We start from the raw sequence: 23,383 nt of genomic DNA on the forward strand, positions 1-23,383 counted from the left end.
GTCCGCGCCGACGCGTACACCGCCGCCGCCCGCGCCGCGCTCGCCGGGCCGGGCGACCAGATCGACCCGGAGCACTGGCACGCGCTCGCCGCGGCCCACGGCCGCACCGCCGTGCTCACCTGGTCGGCGGACGGCCCGGACCTGCTGGACGTGCTCTTCCCGGCCGCCGACGGCCCGCGGGCCCTGGACGGCGTGTACCTCGACCGGGGCACCACCGGCTCCGCCCCGCTCACCAACGACCCGATCGCCACCCGCCGCCGCGGGCTGCTCGTCGCGGCGCTGCGGGACTGGTCCAAGGAGCGCCTGCCGTCCTCCCTGGTGCCCTCCGCGTTCGTGGTGCTCGACGCGCTGCCGCTCACCGCGAGCGGCAAGCTGGACCGGCGGGCGCTGCCCGCACCCGACTTCCGCGGCCACGCGACCGGCCGGGCGCCGCGCGACGCCCGGGAGAAGCTGCTCTGCGAGCTCGCCGCCGAACTCCTCGACCGGCCCGCGATCGGCATCGACGACGACTTCTTCGACCTCGGCGGACACTCGCTCCTCGCCACCCGCCTGCTCAACCGGATCCGGGGTGCCTTCGGCGTCCGGCTCGAACTCGACGCGCTCTTCACCACGCCCACCGTCGCCGGTCTCGCCGCCACCCTCGCCGGGACCGCCGGGCAGGAGGCGCCGGTCCTGGCCGCGGCCCCGCGACCGGACCGCGTCCCGCTGTCCTGGGCCCAGCAGCGCCTGTGGTTCGTCAACCGCATGGACCCCCTCGGCTGGACGTACAATCTGCCGGTGGTGCTGCGCCTGGCGGGACCGCTGGACCGGACGGCGCTCGCCGCCGCCGTCGAGGACCTGACGGCGCGGCACGAGCCGCTGCGCACCGTCTTCGACGAGCGGGACGGGCGTCCGTACCAGCGGGTCCTGCCCGGGGTGCCGGCGGACGGCCTGATCCGGGTCCTCGACGTGGACGAGGCCGGCCTGGACGAGGCCGTGCGCGCCGCCTGCCGGGAGCCCTTCGACATCACCGCGGACGTCCCCGTGCGGGTACGGCTGCTGCGCACCGCGCCGGAGCGGCACGTGCTGGTGCTGGTGCTGCACCACATCGCGGGCGACGGCTGGTCGATGCGCCCGCTGGCCCAGGACCTGTCCGCCGCGTACGCGGCGCGGACCGCCGGCACCGCCCCGGCGTGGAGCCCCCTCCCGGTGCAGTACGCCGACTACGCGCTCTGGCAGCGGGACCTGCTCACCACCGCCCACCAGGAGCGGATGACCGACTTCTGGCGCGACCACCTGGCGGGGCTCCCCGAGGAGCTGGCCCTGCCCTACGACCGTCCCCGCCCCAGCGGCGCCGACCACGACGGCGCGCTGCTCCCGCTGCGGATCCCCGCCTCCCTCCACGCCGACCTGGTCGCCCTGGCGCAGCGGAGCCGGACGACGCTCTTCATGGTGCTGCACGCGGCGCTGGCCGCGCTCTTCACCCGGCTCGGCGCGGGCACCGACATCCCCATCGGCACCGTGGTCGCCGGGCGCGGCGACGACCAGCTCGACGATCTGGTCGGCTTCTTCGTCAACAACCTGGTGCTGCGCACCGACACGGCGGGCGACCCGACCTTCCGCGAGCTCCTGGAGCGGGTCAGGACCGACGACGTGGCCGCCCTGAGCCATCAGGAGCTGCCCTTCGACCGGCTCGTCGAGGCGCTCAACCCGGTGCGCGCGCTCGGCCGCCACCCGCTGTTCCAGACCATGCTGGTGCTGCAGAACAACGCGGACGCCGGCTTCGCCCTGTCGGGCCTGGACACCGAGGTGGTGCGGTCGACGCCGTCCGCCGCCCAGCTCGACCTGTTCGTGAACCTCACCGACACCTACCGGGCGGACGGCGGGGCCGACGGGATGGCCGGCGAGATCGTCTACCGCACCGGGCTGTTCGACGCGGAGACGGTACGGACCCTGGCCGACCGGTTCCTCCGGGTGCTGCGGGCCGTGGCCGCCGACCCCGACCGGCGGCTGGGCGGCCTGGACGTGCTCGGCGACGGCGAACGCGACACCGTCCTGCGGTCCTGGAACGCCACGGAACGCCCGCTGACGGACGCCTCGCTGCCCCGGCTCCTCGCCGCGCGGGCGGCGGCCGCCCCGGACGCCGTCGCGGTCACCGGCCCCGTCACGCTCACCTACGCCGAACTCGACCGGCGCGCCAACCACCTGGCGCACCGTCTGGTCGCGGCCGGCGCGGCCCCGGACCGGCCGGTGGCGCTGCTCCAGCGCCGTTCGGCCGACCTCGTGGTGTCCATGCTGGCGGTCCTCAAGGCCGGCGCCGCCTACCTGCCGCTGCCGTCGGCGGCCCCCCGGGACCGGCTGCGCCTGATGGCCGAACAGGCCGGCGCCACGCTCCTCGTCACCGACGACCCGGCCGGGGCGTGGGCGGGCCCGACCGTGCTGACCCCCGGGGACGGCGAGTCCCCCGAGGCGCCCGGTCCGGACCCGCACCCGGACCAGGCCGCGTACGTGATGTTCACCAGCGGCTCGACCGGCCGCCCCAAGGCCGTCGTCCTGACGCACCGGAACACCGCCGGGTTCGTCCGCGACCGGCTCTGGCGGGCGGGCGGCACGGTGCTGATGCACTCCGCCACCGGCTTCGACGCCTCGGTGCACGAGATCTGGACGCCGCTGCTGACCGGCGGCACGGTCGTGGTGGCTCCCGGGGAGAACCTCGACGGCGCCGCCCTGGCCGACGCGGTGGCCTCGTACGGGGTGGACCGGATCTGGCTCACCTCGGGCCTGTTCGGGGCCCTCGCCGAGGATCCCGAGTGCTTCGCCGGCGTCCGGGAGGTCCTCACCGGCGGCGACGTCGTGCCGCCCGCCGCCGTCACCCGGCTCCTGGAGCGCCACCCCGACCTGACGGTCCGGGCCCTGTACGGCCCGACCGAGACGACCACCTGCTCCACCCGGTTCTCGATGTCCGGCGCGCACGCGGTGCCCGTCCGGGTGCCGATCGGCACCGCGATGGACAACACCCGGCTGTACGTGCTCGACGAGCGGCTCCAGCCGGTGCCCGTCGGGGTGCCGGGCGAGCTGTACATCGCCGGCTCGGGCCTGTCGCGCGGCTACGCGGGACAGCCCGGCCTGACCGCCGAGCGGTTCACCGCCGCGCCGTGGGGTCCGCCCGGCGGCCGGATGTACCGCACCGGGGACGTCGTCCGCTGGCGCGGTGACGGCACCCTGGACTTCCTCGGCCGCGCCGACGCCCAGGTGAAGATCCGCGGCTTCCGGGTCGAGCCCGCGGAGGTCGAGGCCGCGCTCACCGCCCTGCCCGAGATCGGGCAGGCGTTCGTCACCGCCCACGAGGACCGCGGCGGCGAACGCCGCCTCGTCGCCTACCTGGTGCCCCAGGGCTCCGACCCGGACCCGGCCGCCGTGCGGGACCGGCTCGCCTCGGCGCTGCCCGACTACATGGTGCCCGGCGCGTACGTCGTCCTCGACGCGCTGCCGCTCACCGGCAACGGGAAGGTCGACCGGCGGGCGCTGCCGGAGCCCGTGTTCGAGACCGGCGCCGGATACACGCCGCCGCGGACCCCGGCCGAGGAGATCCTCGTCGCGCTCATGGGCGAACTCCTCGGCAGGCCCCGGGTCGGCGCCCACGACAACTTCTTCGACCTGGGCGGCCACTCGCTCCTCGCCACCCGCCTGGTCAACCGGATCCGCACCCATCTGGGAGCGGAGCTCGGCGTCGCGGACCTCTTCGAGGCCCCGACCGCCGCGTCGCTGGCCGCCCGGATCGGCACCGGCGACGGCACGGACCCCGCCCGCCCGGCCCTGCTGCCGGCCGTACGGCCGACACCGCTGCCCCTGTCGTACGCCCAGCAGCGGCTGTGGTTCCTGTCGCGCTGGAACGGGCTCGGATGGCCGCTGGTGCTGCACCTGGACGGCCCCCTGGACACCGGCGCGCTGCGCGCGGCGGTGGGCGACCTCCTCGCGCGGCACGAGACGCTGCGCACCCGCTTCCCCGAGACGGACGGCACGCCCCGCCAGCACATCGCGGCGGAGACCGACCCGGACGAGGTGCTGCGGACCGCCGCCGTGGACCCGGCCGACCTGGACCGGGAGCTGACGGCCGCCGCGCTCCACCGCTTCGACCTCACCACCGACCTCGCGCTGCGGCTGCGCCTGTTCACCACCGGCCCGGACCGGCACACCCTGCTGCTGCTGATGCACCACATCGCCGGCGACGGCTGGTCGCTGGCCCCGCTGACCCGGGACCTCGCCCAGGCGTACGCCGCCCGGGTGCGGGGGGACGCGCCGGTCTGGCGTCCGCTGCCGGTGCAGTACGCCGACTACGCGCTGTGGCAGCGGGAGCTGCTCGACGGTCCGGACGGCAAGCGCCTCTCCGCCTACTGGACCGGGCGGCTCGCCGGGCTCCCGAGCGAGCTGGCGCTGCCCTACGACCGGCCCCGGCCCGACTCCTCGGACCTGCGGGGCGAGCTGCTGCCGGTCACCCTGCCCGCGCCGCTGCACGCCGGTCTCCAGGAGCTGGCCCGGGCCACCCACACCACGCTCTTCATGGTGCTGCACGCCGCGCTCGCGGCGCTGTACACCCGGCTCGGCGCGGGCACCGACATCCCGATCGGCACGACGGTCGCCGGGCGGAGCGACGAGGGCCTCGACCCTCTGATCGGCTGCTTCGTCAACAGCCTGGTGCTGCGGACCGACACCGCGGGGGACCCGAGCTTCCGCGAACTGCTGGCGCGGGTGCGGGAACTGGACCTGGCCGCGTACGCCCACCAGGAGCTGCCCTTCGACCGCGTCGTCGACGCGCTCAACCCGGCCCGCTCGCTCAGCCGGCACCCGCTCTTCCAGACCATGCTGGTGCTCCAGAACAACGCCGAGTCCTCGTTCACGCTGTCCGGCGTGGACGTGGCGCCGGCCCCGGCCGAGGGCGCGGTGGAGGCGATCCGGGTGGGTCCGGTGGACTTCGACCTCAACCTCAGCTTCGTCGAGCACCACGGCGAGGGCCGGGTGCCCGAGGGCGTCACCGGCGAGGTGCGCTACCGCACCGACCTGTTCGACCGGGACACCGTGACCGCCCTGACGGACCGGCTGGTACGGCTCCTGGGCGCGGCGGTCGCGGACCCCGACGCCCCGATCGGACGGCTCGACCTGCTGTCCGACGCCGAGCGGCGGGTCGCGCTGGCCGACCCGCGCGACACCGCCCGGCCGGTCGTCGACGAGGACCTGGCCGTGCTGTTCGCCCGGCAGGCCGCCGCCACCCCGGACGCGGTCGCGGCGGTGGAGGGCGACCGGTCGATCACCTACCGGGACCTCGACCGGCGGGCCAACCACCTGGCGCACGCGCTGGTGGCGGCGGGCTGCGCGCCCGACGACCCGGTGGCCGTGCGGCAGCCGCGCGGCATCGACTACCTCGTGACGGTCCTGGCCGTCACCAAGGCCGGCGGCGGCTGCCTGCCCCTGCCCGGCGCGGCCCCGCTCGCCCGCCGACAGCACATGGTGGACCACATGCGGGCCACGCTGCTGGTCACCGACGGGCCCACCGACCTGGCCGGGGTCACGGTGGTCACGCCCACCCCCGGCGCGGCGGAGCACGGGCCGGTGACGGTCACGCACCCGGACCGCGCCGCGTACACGATGTTCACCAGTGGTTCGACGGGCACGCCCAAGGCGGTCGTCGTCTCGCACCGCAGCGTCGCCGAGTTCGTCACCGACCGCGCCTGGGCGGGACTGCGGCGGGCCGACGCGCTGATGCACTCGCCGACCTCGTTCGACCCGTCGGTCTACGAGATCTGGCTGCCGCTGCTCACCGGCGGCCGGGTGGTGATCGCGCCCGAGGGCGAGCTGGACACCGAGGTGCTGGCCCGCACCATCGTCGAGGGACGGGCCACCACCGCGGTCTTCACCTCCGCGCTGTTCAACCTGATGGTGGCCGAGGCGGGACCGGCGCTGGCCGCGCTGGACCTCGTCTGGATGGCCGGTGACGTGGTGTCGCCCGCGTCGGTCGCGGAGCTGACGGCCCTCGCCCCGGACACGGCGGTCGCGGCCGCCTGGGGCACCACGGAGACCACCGTCATCTCCTCCTGGCACCCGATCGCCTCGGTACCGGCCCGTACGGTGCCGATCGGCCGCCCCATGGACAACACCGGGCTGTACCTCCTCGACCAGCGGCTGCGGCCGGTCCCGCCCGGCGTCCCCGGCGAGGTGTACGTGACGGGAACGGGCCTGGCCCGCGGCTACGCCCACCAGCCGGACGTGACGGCCGGGCGGTTCGTGGCCGATCCGTACGGTCCGGCGGGCGGGCGGATGTACCGCACCGGCGACCTGGCCCGCTACCGGCCGGACGGGGTGCTGGAGTTCGACGGCCGGGTGGACGCGCAGCTGAAGGTCCGCGGCTTCCGGATCGAGCCCGCCGAGGTCGAGGCGGTGCTGACCGGCCACCCGGACGTGACGCACGCGACGGTCACGGGGGACGGCGAACGGCTGGTCGGCTACCTGGTGCCGGCGGACGTGGACGCGGCCGCCGTGCGGGCGCACGCCGCCCGGACGCTCCCGGACCACATGGTGCCGAGCGTCTTCGTCACGCTGGACCGGCTGCCGCTCACCGGCAACGGCAAGGTCGACCGGAAGGCCCTGCCCGCCCCGGACCCGAGCGCGGCCCGGGTGGAGTACGTGGCGCCGCGGGACGAGCGGGAGACCGCGCTGTGCGCGCTGTTCGCGGAGGTCCTGAAGGCGCCGCGGGTCGGCGTGCACGACAACTTCTTCGATCTCGGCGGCCATTCGCTCCTCGCCACCCGTCTGCTCAACCGGGTGCGCACCCGCTTCGGCGCGAGCCTGAGCGTGGCCACCCTCTTCGACTCCCCGACGGTCGCCGCGCTCGCCGCGCGACTCGGCGGGGCCGCGCCCCGGAGCCGTCCGAAGCTCCGCAGGCGTACGGGTTCCGCCGGAGCGGACGCGGATTCCCGATGAGACGGGCGGAGACCCCGCCCGACCGAAAGACCGGCGCGGCACCGACGGTGCCGCGCCCGCCGGCCGGGAACCGCACCGGACCGGCCCCGTGGAACCCGAGATGATCGTCGAATTGGAGTGGGAGAGCGCGATGTCACCCATCAGTACCCCTGAGACCGCGGCCGACCTCGCCGCCGTCGCCGCCCTGCTGGAGATGGCCGACCGGCTGGGCATCGTGCCCCTGCTGGAGCGCGGCGAGCCGGTGACCACGGCGCAGCTGGCGGCCGCGGCGGACGTGCCGGAGGAGGGCATGGCCGGCTTCGTGGCCACCCTGGTCGCCGCGGCGCTGCTGGAGCCGGCCGGCGTCAAGGAGTTCCGGGTCGCGGACGACTTCGCCGACCGGATCCACGCGTCCGGCTACCTCTACTGGTCGCTGCGGGCCAACCAGCCGTACGTCGAGCACCCCGCGGAGTTCCTGCGCGACCCGGCCGGCGCCGCCGCGCTGTACCGGCGCGACGGCCGTGAGGTGGCGGTCAGTTCGCGCTGGATCGGCAGCCAGGGCTTCTACCCGGCGGCCACCGAGGCGATCCTCGCCGCCCGGCCGCGGCGGATCGCCGACCTCGGCGCGGGCGCGGCGGGGCTCCTCATCGACCTGCTGGGCCGGCTGCCCGAGAGCACCGGCGTGGCGCTGGACATGAGCGCCGGCGCCTGCCGGGAGGCGAGCCGCGCGGCGCGGGCGGCGGGCGTGGGCGACCGCCTGGAGGTGGTGGAGCGGCCGATCCAGTCCCTCGCCGACGACCCCGCGCCGGTGGCCGGCGCCGACGTCATCCACGCCGGCTTCGTCTTCCACGACATCGTGCGCGAGGGCGACGTCTTCGACCGGGTGCTGCGCAGATGCCGGGAGGCGCTGCGGCCGGGCGGCATCATGGCGATCACGGACGCGGTGCCGTACGCGCCGGACGGGCGCGAGCGCCGGTTCAGCGCGCTCTTCACCTATCTGCACGCCGGGTTCATGGACGTGGAGCTGCCTCCGGAGGAGGAGTGGCTGGAGCGCTTCCGGCAGGCCGGCTTCGACCAGGCCCGCTGCGTGCCGCACCGCTTCCCCGGCGGCCGGCTCTTCATCGCCCCCAAGTGACGTGCGGGGGAAGCCCGTAGCCCGTGTCGGGTGAGGCGTCCCCCGCACCCCGAGAGTCCGTGAGGACGAAGCGCCGCCCGTGTGGACCCACACGGGCGGCGCTTCCGTCTTCTCCGCCCCCTACGGCGCCGCCGGCTCCTCCGCGGGGTCCTTCGGCGCCCAGAACATCATCAGGAACTCGACCGGCACCACGGCCTTCTCCTCGTCGTCGGGACGGTTGAACTCCTCCATCAGCGCGGCCAGTCGGGACCGGAACTCGGTGGCCCGCTCCGGGGTCAGCCGGCGGTCCAGCGCCACCACCATCGGGCCGAGCGGGTCCGGCTTCGCCCCGGCCTCGGGCTCCGGCTGGAAGCGCCCGCTGATGATGTCCCGGACGAGCCGGTCCCGGAAGTCGTTCAGCGTCGCGGCGAACGCGTCGGCCAGGTCGCCCGCGTTGCCCGGCGCGGCCAGCAGGTCGCGGCTCAGCCGCAGGGCGAACTGCGCCACCTGGTACTGGCTCTCCTGGATCCCGGAGACCATCCGGGTCTGCGCCACCTTGATCAGGCCCGCCGCCTCCAGCACCTTGATGTGCCGGTAGAGCCGGGTGGGCGGCTGGTCCAGCAGCCTCGCGATGTCCTTGACCCGGTGGCCCGCGCGGACGTCGCTCATCATCGTGCGCAGGATCGCCAACCTCAGCGGGTCGGAGAGGGCCTTCAGCGTCTCCACGTCGTCGACCTCGCGGACGACCGTCACCGCGTCGGCATCGTCAGCCATGAACCCATCCCCATTTCCTCGTAGCGAACCATTCAGTCGCATGCTACCGTTCACGCATGAGTGAACGCTTACGTCAGAGTGATAGCGAAGCTCCCGCCCCATCCATACCCCTGCGCCGCAACCGACGCTTCCAGATTCTCTGGATCGGCGCGGCCTCCGCCAACCTCGGCCTCGAAACGGTGGAGGTCGCGTACCCCCTGCTGATCATGTCGCTGACCGGATCGCCCGCGCTCGCCGGCCTCTTCGGGTTCGCGCAGATCGGCACCGCCCTCCTGGTCGGACTCCCGGCCGGCGCGGTCGTCGACCGGTGGGACCGGCGCCGGATCCTGCTGATCTCCGAAGCGGTCCGCGCGCTCACCCTGGCGTTCATCGTCGTCGGTCTGACGACGGGCCGGGCGAACTACGGCCTGCTGATCGTGGCCGCGGTCGTCCTCGGCGCCGGTACGGCCTTCGGCGCGCCGGCCCGGATGCTGCTCGTCCGGGCGGTCGTGCCGGACCATCAGCTGACCGCGGCGCTCAGCCAGGACGAGGCGCGCAGCGGAGCCGCCGCCCTGGCCGGACCGCCCCTCGGCGGCTGGCTCTACCTGCTCTCCCGCACCTTCCCCTTCGTCGCGGCCACCGCCGGGTTCGTCATCTCGTTCCTCTGCGCCCTCGCCGTCAAGGTCCCGAAGACCGAACCGGCCGCCGAACCGGCGGGCGGCGAGCGGAAGAGCGCGCTCGGCCCGCTGGCCGACGTCTTCTCGGGCCTGGTCGAACTCCTCGGCGACCGGCTGCTGCGGTCCGCGCTGCTCCTGATCAGCGTCTTCTACTTCAGCGTCACCGCCGCCATCCTGATGGTGATGGTGACCCTCCAGGACCGGCACCACTCCCCCGGCACCATCGGCCTCGCCCTCTCCGGCACCGCCGTCGGCATGCTCGCCGGCTCGGCGCTGGTCCCGCGGCTCAACCGGCTGCTCAGCCCCGGCGCGCTGCTCCTGGCCGCGTCCACGCTGACCACGGTCGCGGTGGCCCTGCTGGCGCTGCCGTTCGGACCGGTCTGGGTCTTCGCCCTGCTGACCCTGGCGGCCCTCGGCCTGCCGGCCCTGAAGATCCTCGTCGACATCATGATCTTCCGTCAGACCCCGGACCACCGGCGGGGCCGCGCCATCGCCGCGACCATCACGCTCATCGGCGCCGGCTCCCCGCTCGGCTCCCTGGCCGGCGGTCTGGCCCTGGAGTTCCTCGGCGTCACCGGCGCCCTCGTCCTGATCGCCGGCGTCCAGGCCCTGATCACCGCCGCAGGACTCGCCAACCGGCACGTCAGGTCCGCCCGCTGGCCCGCCTGACCCCCGGTCGGCGCTTCGTCCTCCGGGACCGCCCGAGCACGCACGCCGGTACCCCCTGCCCCGGCACCGCCCCGCGCGCCGCGTCCCCTCCGCCCGAGAACCCGCCTCTTCACGAAAGCGAGCTCCGCCATGCTCAAGCAGCCCATCTTCATCGTCGGCCACCCCCGCTCCGGCACCAGTCTGGTCCGCAGTCTGATCGAGCGCAGCGAGCACGTCTGGAGCATCGGCCGCGAGGGCAAGCCGATCTGGGAACGCGGCAGCCTGCACCCGAGCCGGCGCGACTGGCACTCCAACGCCCTGGACGCCTCCGACGCGACCCCCGAGGTGGCGGCCCGCCTGAACGAGGACCTGCTCGCCGCCGCCCGCCGGCCCGGCGCGGAGTGGTCCGTCGCCGACAAGCTCGACCACCTCGACTTCATCCGCGCCCAGGGACTCCAGCCGTACTACTACGACGTGCCGCTGAAGGCCCTCCAGGAGCGCTTCCCCGGCGAGCTGCCGGAAGGCCCGCCCACCACGCGCGACGGCGGCGAGCTCGACGAGATCACCCCGTTCTGCTTCCCGCCGCGCGGCCCGCGCCCCACCGAGGCCGAACTCGCCGACGGCATCCGGCTGGTCGAGAAGAGCATCCAGTCCTGCTTCCGGATCCCGTTCCTCCAGGCCCTCTACCCCGACGCCACCTACGTCTTCGTCGTCCGCGACCCGCGCACCAGCATCGGCTCCCTGATGGACGCCTGGCTCAACCCCCGGATGTTCTTCTCCTACCCGGTGCCGGAGCCCCTGCGGATCAAGGGCTACTCGGACGTCTTCCCGTGGGGCAAGCAGTGGTGGAACCTCAGCCTGCCGCCCGGCTGGCGCGACTGGGTGGACCTGAGCCTGGCCGAGGTCTGCGCCCGCAACTGGGTGGCCCACAACCGGGCCGTCCTGGACGCCGCCCGCGCCCTGGCCCCCACCGGCAACTCCGTCCTGGTCCGCTACGAGGACGTCAAGTCCGACCCGGTCGCCACCATGGAGGCCGTGGCCGACGCGGTGAAGCTGCCCTTCTCGGACGCCTGGGGCCGCCGCGACCTCCCCGTCGTGATGACCCAGACCGTGCCCGACCCCGACAAGTGGCGCCGCCACGAGTCCGAGATCCGCCGGGTCCTGCCGCTCGTGAACGACCTCGCCGAAGAGGCCGGCTATGACCTCCGGTGAATCCCCGGACTCCCCGCGGACGGTGGCCGGGCCCCGTACGATCCCGGCCATGAAAGCCATCCAGGTCAGCCGGGCCGGCGGGCCCGAGGTGCTCGAACTCGTCGACGTGCCCCGGCCGGTGCCGGGGCCCGGCGAGGCGCTCGTGCGGCTTGCCGCCGCCGGCGTCAACTACGTCGACGTCTACTTCCGCTCCGGCCTGTACCCGCAGGACCTGCCCTACGTGCCCGGGCAGGAGGGCGCCGGCACGGTCGTCGAGGTCGGGCCGGGGGTGCGGGAGGTCGCCGTCGGCTCCGTGGTGGCCTGGGCGAACCTGCCGGGGGCCTACGCGGAGTACGCCCTGCTGAGCGCCGACCGGCTGGTGCCGGTCCCGGACGGGCTCTCCGCCGAACTGGCCGCGGCCACCCTGCTCCAGGGCATGACCGCGCACTACCTCTGCCACGACACCTACCAGGTCCGGGCCGGCGACACCGTCGTGGTGCACGCCGCGGCGGGCGGCGTCGGCATGCTGCTGACCCAGCTCGTCCGGCTCCGCGGCGGCACCGTGATCGGTACCGCGTCCACCGGGGCCAAGGCGGAGGCGGCGCGCGCCGCCGGCGCCGTCGAGGCGGGCGGCCACCGGCCGGGCGCGCTGTCGGAGGCGGTGCGCCGGCACACCGGCGGTCGCGGCGCCGCCGCCGTGTACGACGGGATCGGCGGCCCGACCTTCGACGAGAGCCTCGCCGTGCTCCGCCCGCGCGGCGTCCTGGCGCTCTACGGGCAGGCCGGCGGAGCGGTGCCGCCCTTCGACCTCCAGCGCCTCAACGCCGCCGGATCCCTGTACGTCACCCGCCCGAACCTCACCCACCACATCCAGGACCGGGCCGAACTGCTCCGCCGGGGAGGGGCCGTGCTCGACATGGTCCGCGACGGACGGCTGCGCGTCCGCGTCGGGCAGCGGTTCGCGCTGCCCGACGCGGCGGACGCCCACACGGCGCTCGAAGCGCGCGGCACCATCGCCAAGACGGTGCTCACCTGCTCCTGACCCGCCCGGGCGGAGGGTCAGGCCGCGGGGTCGCCGTACCCGCCGTCGGGCCCGTGCCCACCGCCGTGGCCGTCCTCCAGGAGGGCGCAGACGAAACGCTCCTCGGTCGCGCGCAGGCGGGCGAGCAGCGCGGGGTCGAGGGTGACCTGGCTGGTGACGGAGACGGTGACGGTCCGCCGGCCGTCGGGGGTGGCGGCGGCGAACTGGGTGTAGCCCGGGGTGTTGCCGGTGTGGCCGAGGACGGTGCCGCAGCGGGTCTCGTACCGGAAGACGCCCAGTCCGGCGGCGTTCACCCCCGGCCCGGCGGGCTCGGACGCGCCGGGGACGAACCGGCGCTGCGCGTGCCGGGTCCGCGGCGACAGCAGCGTGGGTCCGACGTAGCCGCCGATGAAGGTGCCGAGGTCGGCCGGGGTGGAGACGATGCCGCCCGACGCCCACGCGCCGGAGGCGCTGATCGCCTCGCTGACGTCCTCGGGCGCCTCGCCGGGGGCCGTGGCGTAACCGTGGAGGAAGGGGCGGGGCAGCCGGAAGCCGGAGGGGAGGCTGGTGTCGCGGAGGTCGAGCGGGCGGTACACCCGTTCGCGCAGCAGGTCCTCGTAGCGGCGTCCGGTGGCCTGCTCGGCCATCAGGGCGACGGCGATGTTGTCCGAGTTGGAGTAGCCGTAGCGGCTGCCGGGCGGGAAGAGGAGGTCCGGGGCGGCGAACTCCAGCAGGCGCCGGGAGACGAAGCGGTGGCGGGGGTCGGCGCGGACGATCGCCTGGAAGCGCGGGCTCCTGCTGTAGTCGGGCAGGCCGCTGGTGTGCTGGAGGAGCTGGCGCAGGGTCACCGCGTGCCAGGCTTCGGGGAGGTGCGGCAGGCGCTGTCCCAGGGTGTCGTCCAGGCCGAGCGCGCCGCGGTCCACCAGGCTGAGGGCCACCGCGCCGCTGAACGCCTTGGCGGCGCTCGCGATCCGCATGTGGTCGTCCGGGCGCGGCGGCCGTCCGCTCTCCGTGTCGGCGGTCCCGGCGCGGTAGACGCGGGGGACGCCGTCGCGGGTGAGGACGGCGATCGCGCCGGGCGGTCCGCCGGGGGCGGCGACGAGCTCGGCGAGCGCCCGGCGCAGCTCCTTCTCCGAGCCGCCGCCCCGTGCCCCCGCGTCCCGGGCGGGCCGCTCCCCGGCGGTGGCGTGGGGCAGCGCGGGCCCGGTCAGCGCGGCGACGAGGAGCAGGGCGGTGGCCGCGGCCCGGCGGGGCCAGGACGCGTGCGGGGCGGATCGGGGCATGCGGGACCTCCTGGACGGGCCGGCGGCCGGGTGCGCCGACCCGTCCAGCTTCCGCGCGCGGGCCGGGGGGCGTCGGCCGGAGCGCGCGATCCTGCGCCACCCGGCCCTGTCGAACCCCCCGGCAGAAGGTTCCGCGCCTCCCGCCCCTCGGCCGATCGGGTGAGCCGCGCCGGAGGTTCCGCGCCTCCCGCGCCTCGGCCGGTCGGGAGCCCCGTCACGGGAAGTACAGGGCGGCCTTCCTCAGGACGTGGCCGGTGAACATGCCGCCCAGGGCGACCCGTCCCCGGTACATCGAGGTGCGGACCCCGTCCGGCGCGGTCTCGACGGCGAGCGGGCGGCTGATCAGGGTCGTACCGAGGATCCGGGCGTCCTCGGCCGCCCACCGGGCCGCCTCCGGCCGGACGCGCGCGCTCACCAGGGCCGGCAGCACGAAGGCCGCGTTGCGGGCTCCGGGTATGCCGCGCCGCAGGCTCTTGGCGTGGCTCATGGCCCAGACGGTGAACTCCCCCAGGGCGGTCTCGTCGACCTCGGGGACGGCGGCCGCGAAGACGAACAGCTCGACCTTCGTGCCGAACCAGCGGACCTTGCGGTCGGCGCGGTGCGCGGCGACCACCCGGTGCTCGTGCCACGACGGGAGGGTCACCGCGCAGCCGTCGGCCGTCAGCCGCTCGTGGAGCGCGGCGAGGTAGGTGGCCGCCGCGTCGGCGGTCGGGTCGGTCGCATGCGGAGTCATGCCCGGATCCTCCAACACCCTTGAGACGCAAGGGAAGAGGCGATCTCGGAGCGACCGCCGGAGGGGGCGGCGCCCGGACTCAGAGCAGCGCCGCCCCCACCGCGGCCGCCGCTCCGCACACGAGCGTCACCAGGACGTTGACCAGCACGTCCAGATCCTGGCCGCGGCGCTCGGCGGCCGGGTCGAGCGTGAACCTCGCCGGGTCGGAAGGATGATGATGGACCGTCACCTCCCGGCCGTACGCGCCCGCCGGGTCCGGGAGGTGCTCCGTGCAGTGGGCCGTGACGGCGGCACCCGCGCGGGTCGTGAAGGAGACCACCGGGGTGAACCTGGTCCAGGTGTGGCCGTCCTCCTGGTCGACACTGACGTCCTTGAGGACCGCGACGACCCGCCCGGGCACGGCGTCCATGGTGGCGAGGTCGGCCAGGCGGGCGGTCCTGGCCCGGACCGTGCCCGGCAGGTGGACGGCGGCGTAGAGCGCACCCGGGCCGCCGGCGCCGACGAGGGCCCACGGCCAGCCCCACTCGATCGCGGCGAGGGCCACCAGCCCGGCGTAGACCAGGAAGACCGCGCAGCCCGGCTTGGCCAGCCCCCGGCCGGGCGGCTCGGGGCGGGGCGAGAACCGGAGGGCGTGCGGCCGGCCCCGCGGGTGGCCGACCCCGATCTCGCGGCCCTCCCACGCCGCGGTGATCACCTCGCCGTGCTCCCCGTCGTTCGTCGCGGTGACGTCCCGCCCGGTGACCGGGTCGCGGTAGGAGACGACCACCGGTATCCCGCCATGGCGCGACCCGCCGTGCCGGGGCGGCCGGACGCGCACGATCCGACCGGTGAGCCGGACCGTGCGTTGCACCTTGGTCAGCCCGGCCAGGGAGAGGGCGAAGCCGACGAGCGCCGCCGCGCCCCAGGCCGCGCACCACAGCCGCAGGAAGGGGACCCATCCGGGGAGGTCCGGCAAGGAGCCGTTCTCCCGGGAGCCGAACAGGTCGGCACGCAGCAGCCAGAGGGCGGCGGCCGTGCCGAGCAGCAGGCCGAAGAGGGTGAGGTAGCCGCCGGCCCGGCCCGGCTCGGGGTCGCTCAGCAGGACGGGTCCCGGTGCGGCGTCAAGGCGCGCCACGGCCGCCCGCGCCTCCCACTCCGGTGTGGGCCGCCGCACGATCCGCGTCTTCCACGGCCGGTCGGGCGGGTACGTGACGACCACGACGCCGCCCGGTCGGACGTCGGCGAGCTCGGAGACGTGGACCTCCTGCCGGAGGGCCACCCGGAACGCGGGCGCGTCGTCCGGCACGACGGACAGCTCGCACCGCACGGGCACGTCGGTGGGCACGCCCTGCTCCATCTCCCGGTCCTCGACCCTCGCGAGGGCCGTGCGCGGGACGGACGCCGCCTTGCGGAGGCGGCGCGGCAGCCCGGCGAGGAGGAGGGCGAGCCCGTGGGCGGCGGGCAGGGCCACTCCCGTGACGATGAGCAGCGGCCGCTCGACGACGCATCCGCCGATGAACGAGGTGAGCGACACCCCGATCACCCCGCCCGTCAGGAAGCCGAGGACGAGTTCGGGAGGCGAGTCGTTCGGCGGCCCGCTCGCGGTGATCGTCATGGGCCCGATTCTGCCCGCCGGGGCGAGCCGCCGACAGCCCCGCGCGGGCACCGGGCCGGGGCGGCGCCCGGGCGGCGCGCGGCGGTGTCCGGGCTTCGGATAGCGTCGGCGGGACGCCGGCCCGGCCGGACACCCCCCTGCGAAAGGCGAGCACCATGCCCCTCACCGGTAGCTACGAGCCCAGCACGAACGAGCTGGTCCGCGCCCAGGTCGAGCTGTACGAGTCGTCCGGCGGCACCGAGGGCACCACGATGCGGGGCATGCCGGTCGTCATCGTCACCAGCGTCGGCGCCCGCAGCGGCCGGCTCCGCAAGACGCCCCTGATGCGGGTGGAGCACGAGGGCGCCTACGCGCTCGTCGCCTCGAACGGCGGCGCGGTGAAGCACCCGGTCTGGTACCACAACCTCGTCGCCCAGCCCCTCGTCGAGCTGCGCGACGGCCCCCGGGTCTGGGACATGAAGGCCCGGCTCGTGCTCGGCGAGGAGCGCCGGATCTGGTGGGACCGCGCGGTGGCGGCCTTCGCCGACTACGCCGACTACCAGGTGCGGACCGACCGGGAGATCCCCCTCTTCGTGGTCGAGCGCGTCGGCTGACCCGGCCCGGCCCCCGCATCTGGCGGGGGACGGTACCCCTGCGCCCCAACGGCCTTGACTCATATCGCCGTTGGGGCGGTCTATACGCGTAGACAGATCATGCCCCATCATGGTCGGGCTCCACCCCCGCACCATCGCACCGGCCGCACACCCACGGCCGGTTCCCGGCATGCCCCGACACCCCGGGGCACCGGCCGACTCCGATGGAGGATGTCTTGTCCGTCAGAAAGCAGCTCCGCACGGCCGCGTGCGGTCTCGCCCTCACCGGCGTCCTGGTCGCCACCGCCCAGGGGCCCGCCACCGCGACGCCCGCCGCGTCCGGCCCGGCGGAGGTCTCGCCGATCGCCGCCGCCGAGGACGCGGCCGCCCGCGCCCTGGCCCGTTCGCTCGCGGACACCGCCTGGCGGGCCGAGGCCGGGCGGGCCGTCGTGCGCGGCGGCGAGACCGGACTGGCGGCGCTGGCCGACGGGGCGCGCAGCCGGGCCGCCGCCCTGCTGGCCGCCGAGGCCGCCGCCGCGGACCGTTCCGTGCTCGCCGCCAAGGGGCTGGGCGCCGGCACCGGGGGGCTCCTGACCGTGTCACTGACCGGGGACGTGGACTCCCGCCGGGCGCCGCTGGTGGCCGTCGCCCCGTCCGACGACGAGGCCGGCGCCGTCACCGCGTACGACACGGCGGGCCGCCTGCACACGCTGTCCGCCACCGAGGCGCCCGAGGTGCCGGTGTACGTCGTCGGGGTCGACGGGGAGAAGGCGGTCGAGGCGGGCATGGCGGTCCTGGAGCGCGAGCTGGCCGCCGCCGGGGTCTCCACGGCCGCGGCGCCCGCCCCGGCCGCCGCCGCGGCGGGGACCGCGGCCACCGGCTTCTGGACCTCCCGCATCACGTCGGTGCGCCTCGCCGACGACAAGGAGACCTGGATCAAGGGCGACGCCGAGATCTTCAGCATCGTCAGCGGCTTCGGGCTCGACGGCAAGGTGCGCGTCGACACGGTCACCCATCCGTATCTGAACGACGCGGGGACCACGTACTACCCGAACCAGATCCTGGTGAACTGGTCGCAGTACAAGTACAACCTGGCCGACACCGTGATGATGGAGGACGACGGGGACACCAACTACTCGGCCCTCGCCAAGGCCATCGCCGCGGCGCTGCTGACCATCGCCGACCTCGGCGCGTACGTCCCGCTCGTCGACCCGGTCGTCGACGCGATCCCGTCGTCCTTCTGGACCGACGACGCCGACTTCGTGGACGCCTGGTACACCCTGGCCCGGGAGACCACCGGCACCCGCGACGGAGCGGGTGGCAACGGCCGCTTCACCTTCGACCGCTACTGGGTGTCCGCCCTCTGACGGACGCCCGGCGTGGGACGCGTCCCCGGCGTCGCGCGACGCCGGGGACGCGCGGTCGGGTCACGCGGTGCCGGGCACCGGGCCGCACAGCTGGTTCCCCGGTTCGGCCGGGTCGTCGCTGATCCAGAACTGGATCCACAGTTCGGTGAACTCGGGGCGGCTGAGGTGCCCGTCCCCGTCCCGGTCGAGGCGGTCGAAGACGTCGGCGACGTCGACGCTCTCGCCGTGCCAGGTGTCGACGAGCCGCCGGTGCTCGGAGGGCGAGATGCGGCCGTCGCCGTTCTCGTCGACGGCGTCGAAGACGGTCTCGGCGGTCGCGGCGACGACCTCGCGCAGGGTGGGCAGCAGATCCACCATGGCGAGGAGCTCGTCCAGGTCGACCCTGCCGTCGCCGTTCGTGTCCACGTGCGCCGCGAGCAGGTCCCACCAGCCCAGCATGAGCGCGTCCACGCGCCCGGCCAGTTCGGATCCCGGCCGCACCCGGGGCAGGCCCCGCCAACGGGCCGCGAGGGCCTGGAAGTCCCGCTGGTCGAGGTAGCCGTTGTCGTCGGCGTCGAAGGCGCGGAACATGCTGACGAGCTTGGCGCGCTGGAAGTCACTTGCCACGGTCGGCCTCTCTGTCGGATCTCCGGCGATCCTGCCCACCCGGCGGCCGTGCCCGAACGGCGCGCGGTGGCGCGGAGGGGCGTGCGACAGGGCGCGCGGCGCGGTCGGCGGCTCCCGGGGCTCCGCGCCCGACGGTCTCACCCGGCCTTCGGGGCGAAGGGGCCGTCCAGCGCCGCCCATTGCAGCAGCAGGATCGTCTTGCCGTCGACGATGCGGCCGTCGCGGGTCATGGCCAGGGCCTCCGCGAAGGGCACTTCGAGGACCTCGATGTCCTCGCCCTCCGACGCGAGGCCGCCACCGGCGCCGGTGCGGTCGGCGGCGGTGTAGGGGGCGGCGTAGAAGTGCAGGCGTTCGGTGACCGAGCCCGGGCTCATGTAGGCGTCGAGCACGTGGGCGACCGGGCCGAGCGTGACGCCGAGCTCCTCGGCGGCCTCGCGCCGGACGGCGGCGAGCGGGGCGTCGCCGTCGAGCAGTCCGGCGGCGACCTCGACGAGCATGCCGTCCGGGTGGTCGTTGACGTAGGCGGGGTAGCGGAACTGGCGGGTGAGCAGCACGCGACCGCGCTCGCGGTCGTACGGCAGGACCGCCGCGCCGTTGCCCCGGTCGTACGTCTCGCGCTGCTGGGACTCCCAGCGCCCGTCGCGCCGGCGGTAGTCGAAGGTCGTGCGGCGCAGGACGTGCCAGCCCCGGGAGGTGAGCTCCACGTCGCGGACGACGACGTCGGCGTTGCGGTCCAGGTCGCGTCCGGCCCGGTCGAGACCGGTGCGGCCCCGGTGGTCGGGGGTGTCGGTGCCGGGCAGGGCGTCGGGGGTGCGGACGGGCACGGGGTTCGGCTGGTCGGTCATGGCGCGCTACGATACAGCCCACTGGACATAAACGTGCAAGACTGTGAAGGAGTACGCATGCTGGCCGCCCAACGGCGCGCGCACCTGCTGGACCTGCTCGCCCGGCAGGGGAAGATCGTGGCCAAGGACGTCGCCGCGGACCTGGGGATCTCCGAGGACAGCGTGCGCCGCGACCTGCGCGACCTCGCGTCCGAGGGGCTCTGCCAGCGCGTCTACGGCGGGGCGCTGCCGGTCTCCCCGGCCGTGGCGGACTACGCCGCCCGGCAGTCCGTCGCCCCGGAGGGCAAGCGGCGGATCGCCCTGGCCGCCGCCGCGCTCGTGCGGCCCGGCAGCGCCCTGATCCTGGACGGCGGCACCACCGCCCTCGCCGTGGCCCGCGCCCTGGCGCCGGAGCTGGACTGCACCGTGATCACCCACAGCCCGACCGTCGCGACCGCGCTGCTGGACCATCCGAAGGCCGAGGTCTTCCTGCTCGGGGGCCGTCTCTTCAAGCACTCCGCGGTCACCTGCGGCGCGGCCGCCGCCGAGGCCGCCCAGAACGTCTCGGCCGACCTGTTCCTGCTGGGCGTCACCGGCGTCCACCCGGACGCGGGCCTCACCACAGGCGACGCCGAGGAGGCGGCGATGAAGCGGGCCCTGGCCGCGCGGGCCGCCGACACGTACGTCCTCGCCTCCTCCGAGAAGATCGGCGCGGCCTCGCGCTTCCGCGTGCTCCCCTGGGAGGGCGTCACCGGCCTGCTCACCGACGCCGACCCCCACCACCCGGTCCTGCGCTCGCTCGCGGCGCGGGGGGTCGAGGTCCTGGCGGCCTGACGACGGCCGGCGGCGCGGCGCATGGCCCGCCGTCCGATGGGTAGCCGCCGGGGCGACGAGCTGTCCGGGCCGAAGGAGGGCACGGTGCCGTTCCCCACGCGACGTCACATCGACATCGAAGGCCCCCACGCGGTGCGGCGGGCCAGGGAAGAGGTCCGCCGTCTCGTCCGGGAGACGGCGGGCGGCGACGTGCCGCCGCGCCGGACCGCCGAGGACGACGCGGCGCTGGTGGTGAGCGAGGTCGTGACGAACGCCGTCCGGCACGGCGGCGGGGTCTGCGCGCTGGACCTGGCGGTGGGGCCCGACGGGCTCGACATCGCCGTCACGGACCGCAGCACCCGCCTCCCGTACCTCCGGCAACCGTCCCTGACCGGCGAGGGCGGTCTCGGCCTGGGCATCGTCGCCCGGCTCGCGGACGCCGTGACGACCTGTGCCGCGGCGGGACCGGGCGAGGGGAAGGCCGTCCACGTCCACCTGCGGCTCTCCTGACGGCGCCGCGCCCCCAGCGATACACGAAACAACTTTCACGTAAATATTGACGTATAACCGTCGAGAGGCAGACACTCGGGGTGAGGCCCCTCCACCCGGGAGGAAACATGACCCCACCACCGGCGGACCCGACCCCCTCACTGTTCCCGGACGCCCCCGACGACCCCCGGATCCGGGTCGAGGCCGAACCGACCACGACCGGGACCCTGCTCCGACTCGGCGGCGAGATCGACATGGACACCGCCCACCAGCTGGACACGGCACTCAGGCGCGCCCTGTCCGACGGCGGCGGGCGGCGCCTCCTCTCCCTCGACCTGTCAGAGGTGACGTTCTGCGACTCCACGGGCCTGAACACACTGCTGCGCGCACGCCAGCGGGCCCTGGACCGGCACGTCTCCCTGTCCATCACCGCGGTGAGCGAGCAGGTGGCGCACCTGCTCGACATCACGCGGACCGCGCCCCTCTTCGGGCTCCCGCCCTCCCGGGCCCGCCGGAGCTCCGACGTGCCGCGGCCCCGACCCTGAGGCCCCGCGCACGGCCGTCGGTCAGCAGCGCACGTCGGCGTCCGGGCGCTCCCCCGTCAGCAGGAACCGGGTGACGGTGCGGTCCCCGCAGGCGTTGCCGGCCCCGCCGGCGGCGGTCAGGTACACGCCGTGGCCACCCCGGTCGACCGAGACGAGCCGGGCCCGCTCGCCGAGCGCCGCGCGCATCCTCAGCCCGGAGGCGTGCGGGGTCGCCGGGTCCCGCAGGTTCTGGATCATCAGGATGTTCGACGGCCCGTCGTCGGTGAGCCGGACCGGCTTCTCGACCGCCCCGCCCTTCCAGAAGGCGCAGGGCGTGACGTTGGCGGGCATGCCGCCGGTGAGCGGGTACCGGGCCCGGTCGGCGGCGACCGCCCGGGCGTAGGCCGGTACGGAACGGGGCCAGTCGACGTCGTTGCAGATCACGCCGACGGTGACGGCGGCCGCCTCGTCGGGCATCGCCCCGGACAGCTCGGGCGGCAGCACCGGCGACGCCTCCGGGTCGAGGACCTGGTCGACGAGGAGCGCGAAGGCGGGGAAGGCGGCGTCGGAGTAGAGGGCGAGCTGGAGCGCCTGCCGGAAGGAGGCGCCGTCGAGCACCGCTCCCGGCACGGTGGTGGCGCGGGGCGCGCGGTCGAGCCGCGCGGCCAGGTCGAGCACGAGCGTCCGTACGCCCTCCGGGGTGTCGGCCAGCCGCAGCCCGTCGCCGGCGCGGTCCGGGTGGGAGGCCCAGGCGGCGAAGTCCGGGAAGCGGTCCTCGGCCCCCTTCGCCATGTCGGCGAGCCAGCCGTACGCGACCCGGCGCGGGTCCGGGTCGGCGCTGCTGTCCAGGACCCACCGGTCGGTCCGCCCCGGGTGTTCCTGCGCGTACCGGGCGGCGACGTAGGTGCCGTACGAGGTGGCCCACGCGGACACCTTCTCCTCGCCGAGCGCCTGCCGCAGGAGTTCCATGTCCCGCACCTGGTTGGCGGTGGTGAGGCCGCGCAGCACGGCGCCGCCGTTGCGGGCGCAGGCGTCGGCGATCCGCCGGGCCCGCTCCGCGTTGGCCGCGATCGACCCGTCGGCGGCGGGCCAGGAGCGCACGGTCACCATCCACCGGTCCTCCGCCGCCAGCCCGCACCGCGCCTTGGTGGAGCCGCCGACCCCGCGCGGGTCGAAGGCCACCAGGTCGTAGGCCCCGCCCGTCTCCTTCGCGAGCGCCGCGCCCTTCTGCGCGAGCCGCTGCACGCCGGAACCGCCCGGCCCGCCCGGGATCACGATCAGCGTCCCGCGCCGCGCCTCCGGCCGGGCGGAGGCCAGCCGGGAGACCGCCAGCTCGATCCGGGGCCCGGTGGGGTCGGCGTGGTCGAGCGGCACCGAGAGGACGGCGCACCGCTGCCCGTCGGCCGCCTTCACCGAGGCGGCGCAGTCGCCCCACGACAGGGCGCCCCCGGCGGCGGCGCTCGCGGCGGCGGGGGCATCGGCATGGGCCGCGCCTCCGACGGCGACGAGTCCCGCCGAGGCGAGCACGGCGGCGGAGAGGGCGGAGGCGGCAAGTGACGTACGAACACGAGGAGTTGTCATGCCCTCACCCTGCCGTCCGGGGGCCCGGCGGCCCATCCGGGCACCCGGCCCGTCGGAGGTGGGGCCACCCCCCTCCCGGTACGGCCCAGTGGGGCAAAGAGTGCGCCTGAAACTTGCTGCAAGAGTTTGCATCAGAGAGGGAACAGCCATGCCGGGATTCGCCCCTCCCGTCTCCGACGAGCGCTCGGCGCTCACCGCCTACCTCGCCCACCAGCGGCGCGCGCTGCGGGTCACCGCCCACGGCCTGACGGACGCCCAGGCCCGCAGCGCGGCCTCCGCGGGGGAGCTGAGCGTCGGCGGGCTGATCAAGCACGCGGCGCGCTGCGAGACGTTCTGGACGGATCTGATCGTCCACGGCGACCGGGGGCCGCGGCGCGCGGCGGACGAGTCGGACGCCGACGAGTTCCACCTCGCTCCGCACGAGAGCCTGGCCTGGGCCCTGGCCGAGCACGCCGCGGCGGCCGAACGCACCGACGCGGTGATCGCGGGCGTCGCGGACCTCGGTCAGGCCGTCCCGGTGCCGCGGGGGCTGCCCTGGTTCCCCGCCGAGGTCGGGGAATGGTCGGTGCGCTGGGTCCTGCTCCACCTCATCGAGGAGACGGCCCGGCACGGAGGCCACGCCGACGTCATCCGCGAGGCCGTCGACGGCGCCACCCACTA

17 protein-coding genes and 1 pseudogene are annotated in these 23,383 nt (G+C 75.4%); 11 read left to right on the top strand and 7 right to left on the bottom strand.

The window, feature by feature from the left end:
- A partial coding sequence (locus IE321_RS00005) for a non-ribosomal peptide synthetase (RefSeq protein ID WP_190221211.1) occupies positions 1–6,954 on the top strand: 6,954 nt, incomplete at its 5' end.
- 130 nt (positions 6,955–7,084) lie between these two features.
- Complete coding sequence (locus IE321_RS00010) at positions 7,085–8,068, top strand: class I SAM-dependent methyltransferase (protein ID WP_190221212.1); 984 nt, start codon at positions 7,085–7,087, stop codon at positions 8,066–8,068.
- A gap of 120 nt (positions 8,069–8,188) precedes the next feature.
- On the opposite strand, the gene IE321_RS00015 is transcribed toward IE321_RS00010, so the two are convergent.
- Positions 8,189–8,821: a winged helix-turn-helix domain-containing protein gene (locus IE321_RS00015; RefSeq protein WP_107063177.1), complete on the bottom strand. Its 633-nt coding sequence runs from the start codon at positions 8,819–8,821 to the stop codon at positions 8,189–8,191.
- A 56-nt stretch (positions 8,822–8,877) separates the two neighbouring features.
- On the opposite strand from IE321_RS00015, the gene IE321_RS00020 reads away from it, so the two are divergent.
- The 3 genes from IE321_RS00020 to IE321_RS00030 all read left to right on the top strand — a co-directional run bounded on the left by IE321_RS00020 (position 8,878) and on the right by IE321_RS00030 (position 12,358).
- Positions 8,878–10,146 carry an MFS transporter gene (locus IE321_RS00020; protein WP_190221213.1) on the top strand — a complete coding sequence of 423 codons (1,269 nt, stop codon included), beginning with the start codon at positions 8,878–8,880 and terminating at the stop codon, positions 10,144–10,146.
- A 129-nt stretch (positions 10,147–10,275) separates the two neighbouring features.
- Positions 10,276–11,337, top strand: coding sequence for a sulfotransferase family protein (locus IE321_RS00025; RefSeq protein ID WP_190221214.1), 1,062 nt, complete (start codon positions 10,276–10,278; stop codon positions 11,335–11,337).
- Positions 11,338–11,386: 49 nt separating this feature from the next.
- The gene (locus IE321_RS00030; RefSeq protein WP_190221215.1) at positions 11,387–12,358 is read left to right on the top strand and encodes a quinone oxidoreductase family protein; all 972 of its coding nucleotides are present in this window, start codon (positions 11,387–11,389) and stop codon (positions 12,356–12,358) included.
- Between the two features lie 17 nt (positions 12,359–12,375).
- Here the strand turns inward: IE321_RS00030 and IE321_RS00035 are convergent, their stop codons facing one another.
- The 3 genes from IE321_RS00035 to IE321_RS43115 all read right to left on the bottom strand — a co-directional run bounded on the left by IE321_RS00035 (position 12,376) and on the right by IE321_RS43115 (position 15,947).
- Positions 12,376–13,620 (bottom strand): serine hydrolase domain-containing protein, encoded by a 1,245-nt coding sequence (locus IE321_RS00035; RefSeq protein ID WP_190221216.1) that lies wholly within the window; start codon positions 13,618–13,620, stop codon positions 12,376–12,378.
- A 214-nt stretch (positions 13,621–13,834) separates the two neighbouring features.
- Complete coding sequence (locus IE321_RS00040) at positions 13,835–14,353, bottom strand: hypothetical protein (protein ID WP_190221217.1); 519 nt, start codon at positions 14,351–14,353, stop codon at positions 13,835–13,837.
- Between the two features lie 79 nt (positions 14,354–14,432).
- Positions 14,433–15,947 (bottom strand): DUF3592 domain-containing protein, encoded by a 1,515-nt coding sequence (locus IE321_RS43115; RefSeq protein ID WP_372470276.1) that lies wholly within the window; start codon positions 15,945–15,947, stop codon positions 14,433–14,435.
- Between the two features lie 155 nt (positions 15,948–16,102).
- Between IE321_RS43115 and IE321_RS00050 the strand changes: the two genes are divergently transcribed.
- A complete protein-coding gene (locus tag IE321_RS00050; RefSeq protein WP_190221218.1) occupies positions 16,103–16,540 on the top strand; it encodes a nitroreductase family deazaflavin-dependent oxidoreductase in 438 nt (145 codons plus the stop codon).
- A 215-nt stretch (positions 16,541–16,755) separates the two neighbouring features.
- Positions 16,756–17,886 carry a DUF3103 family protein gene (locus IE321_RS00055; protein ID WP_229916256.1) on the top strand — a complete coding sequence of 377 codons (1,131 nt, stop codon included), beginning with the start codon at positions 16,756–16,758 and terminating at the stop codon, positions 17,884–17,886.
- A 60-nt stretch (positions 17,887–17,946) separates the two neighbouring features.
- Here IE321_RS00055 and IE321_RS00060 read toward each other — a convergent pair whose 3' ends face one another.
- Positions 17,947–18,492, bottom strand: a complete 546-nt coding sequence (locus IE321_RS00060) for an EF-hand domain-containing protein (protein WP_043222044.1) — start codon at positions 18,490–18,492, stop codon at positions 17,947–17,949.
- A 137-nt stretch (positions 18,493–18,629) separates the two neighbouring features.
- Positions 18,630–19,337, bottom strand: a complete 708-nt coding sequence (locus IE321_RS00065; protein WP_051841795.1) for an NUDIX domain-containing protein — start codon at positions 19,335–19,337, stop codon at positions 18,630–18,632.
- A gap of 57 nt (positions 19,338–19,394) precedes the next feature.
- On the opposite strand from IE321_RS00065, the gene IE321_RS00070 reads away from it, so the two are divergent.
- The 3 genes from IE321_RS00070 (at position 19,395) to IE321_RS00080 (ending at position 21,163) form a co-directional block, all read left to right on the top strand.
- Entirely contained in the window at positions 19,395–20,150 is a 756-nt protein-coding gene (locus IE321_RS00070; RefSeq protein ID WP_190221220.1) for a DeoR/GlpR family DNA-binding transcription regulator, read from the top strand.
- Positions 20,151–20,234: 84 nt separating this feature from the next.
- Positions 20,235–20,639 (top strand): ATP-binding protein, encoded by a 405-nt coding sequence (locus tag IE321_RS00075; RefSeq protein ID WP_226652448.1) that lies wholly within the window; start codon positions 20,235–20,237, stop codon positions 20,637–20,639.
- 107 nt (positions 20,640–20,746) lie between these two features.
- Positions 20,747–21,163 carry an STAS domain-containing protein gene (locus IE321_RS00080; protein WP_190221222.1) on the top strand — a complete coding sequence of 139 codons (417 nt, stop codon included), beginning with the start codon at positions 20,747–20,749 and terminating at the stop codon, positions 21,161–21,163.
- A 21-nt stretch (positions 21,164–21,184) separates the two neighbouring features.
- Here the strand turns inward: IE321_RS00080 and IE321_RS00085 are convergent, their stop codons facing one another.
- Positions 21,185–22,723 (bottom strand): alpha/beta hydrolase, encoded by a 1,539-nt coding sequence (locus IE321_RS00085; RefSeq protein ID WP_190221223.1) that lies wholly within the window; start codon positions 22,721–22,723, stop codon positions 21,185–21,187.
- 148 nt (positions 22,724–22,871) lie between these two features.
- Between IE321_RS00085 and IE321_RS00090 the strand changes: the two are divergent.
- A pseudogene (locus IE321_RS00090) lies at positions 22,872–23,360 on the top strand (mycothiol transferase); the annotation flags it as partial.
- Positions 23,361–23,383 lie beyond the last annotated feature (23 nt).

The organism is Streptomyces hydrogenans, assembly GCF_014656075.1.
GTDB classification, from domain to species: domain Bacteria; phylum Actinomycetota; class Actinomycetes; order Streptomycetales; family Streptomycetaceae; genus Streptomyces; species Streptomyces hydrogenans.

Excerpts from the sequence above, each read along its gene's own strand:
- IE321_RS43115 (WP_372470276.1), bottom strand. The coding sequence starts at position 15,947 with ATGACGATCACCGCGAGCGGGCCGCCGAACGACTCGCCTCCCGAACTC.
- IE321_RS00010 (WP_190221212.1), top strand. The coding sequence starts at position 7,085 with ATGTCACCCATCAGTACCCCTGAGACCGCGGCCGACCTCGCCGCCGTC.
- IE321_RS00070 (WP_190221220.1), top strand. The coding sequence starts at position 19,395 with ATGCTGGCCGCCCAACGGCGCGCGCACCTGCTGGACCTGCTCGCCCGG.
- IE321_RS00040 (WP_190221217.1), bottom strand. The coding sequence starts at position 14,353 with ATGACTCCGCATGCGACCGACCCGACCGCCGACGCGGCGGCCACCTAC.
- IE321_RS00080 (WP_190221222.1), top strand. The coding sequence starts at position 20,747 with ATGACCCCACCACCGGCGGACCCGACCCCCTCACTGTTCCCGGACGCC.
- IE321_RS00020 (WP_190221213.1), top strand. The coding sequence starts at position 8,878 with ATGAGTGAACGCTTACGTCAGAGTGATAGCGAAGCTCCCGCCCCATCC.
- IE321_RS00065 (WP_051841795.1), bottom strand. The coding sequence starts at position 19,337 with ATGACCGACCAGCCGAACCCCGTGCCCGTCCGCACCCCCGACGCCCTG.
- IE321_RS00085 (WP_190221223.1), bottom strand. The coding sequence starts at position 22,723 with ATGACAACTCCTCGTGTTCGTACGTCACTTGCCGCCTCCGCCCTCTCC.
- IE321_RS00030 (WP_190221215.1), top strand. The coding sequence starts at position 11,387 with ATGAAAGCCATCCAGGTCAGCCGGGCCGGCGGGCCCGAGGTGCTCGAA.
- IE321_RS00025 (WP_190221214.1), top strand. The coding sequence starts at position 10,276 with ATGCTCAAGCAGCCCATCTTCATCGTCGGCCACCCCCGCTCCGGCACC.
- IE321_RS00035 (WP_190221216.1), bottom strand. The coding sequence starts at position 13,620 with ATGCCCCGATCCGCCCCGCACGCGTCCTGGCCCCGCCGGGCCGCGGCC.
- IE321_RS00050 (WP_190221218.1), top strand. The coding sequence starts at position 16,103 with ATGCCCCTCACCGGTAGCTACGAGCCCAGCACGAACGAGCTGGTCCGC.
- IE321_RS00015 (WP_107063177.1), bottom strand. The coding sequence starts at position 8,821 with ATGGCTGACGATGCCGACGCGGTGACGGTCGTCCGCGAGGTCGACGAC.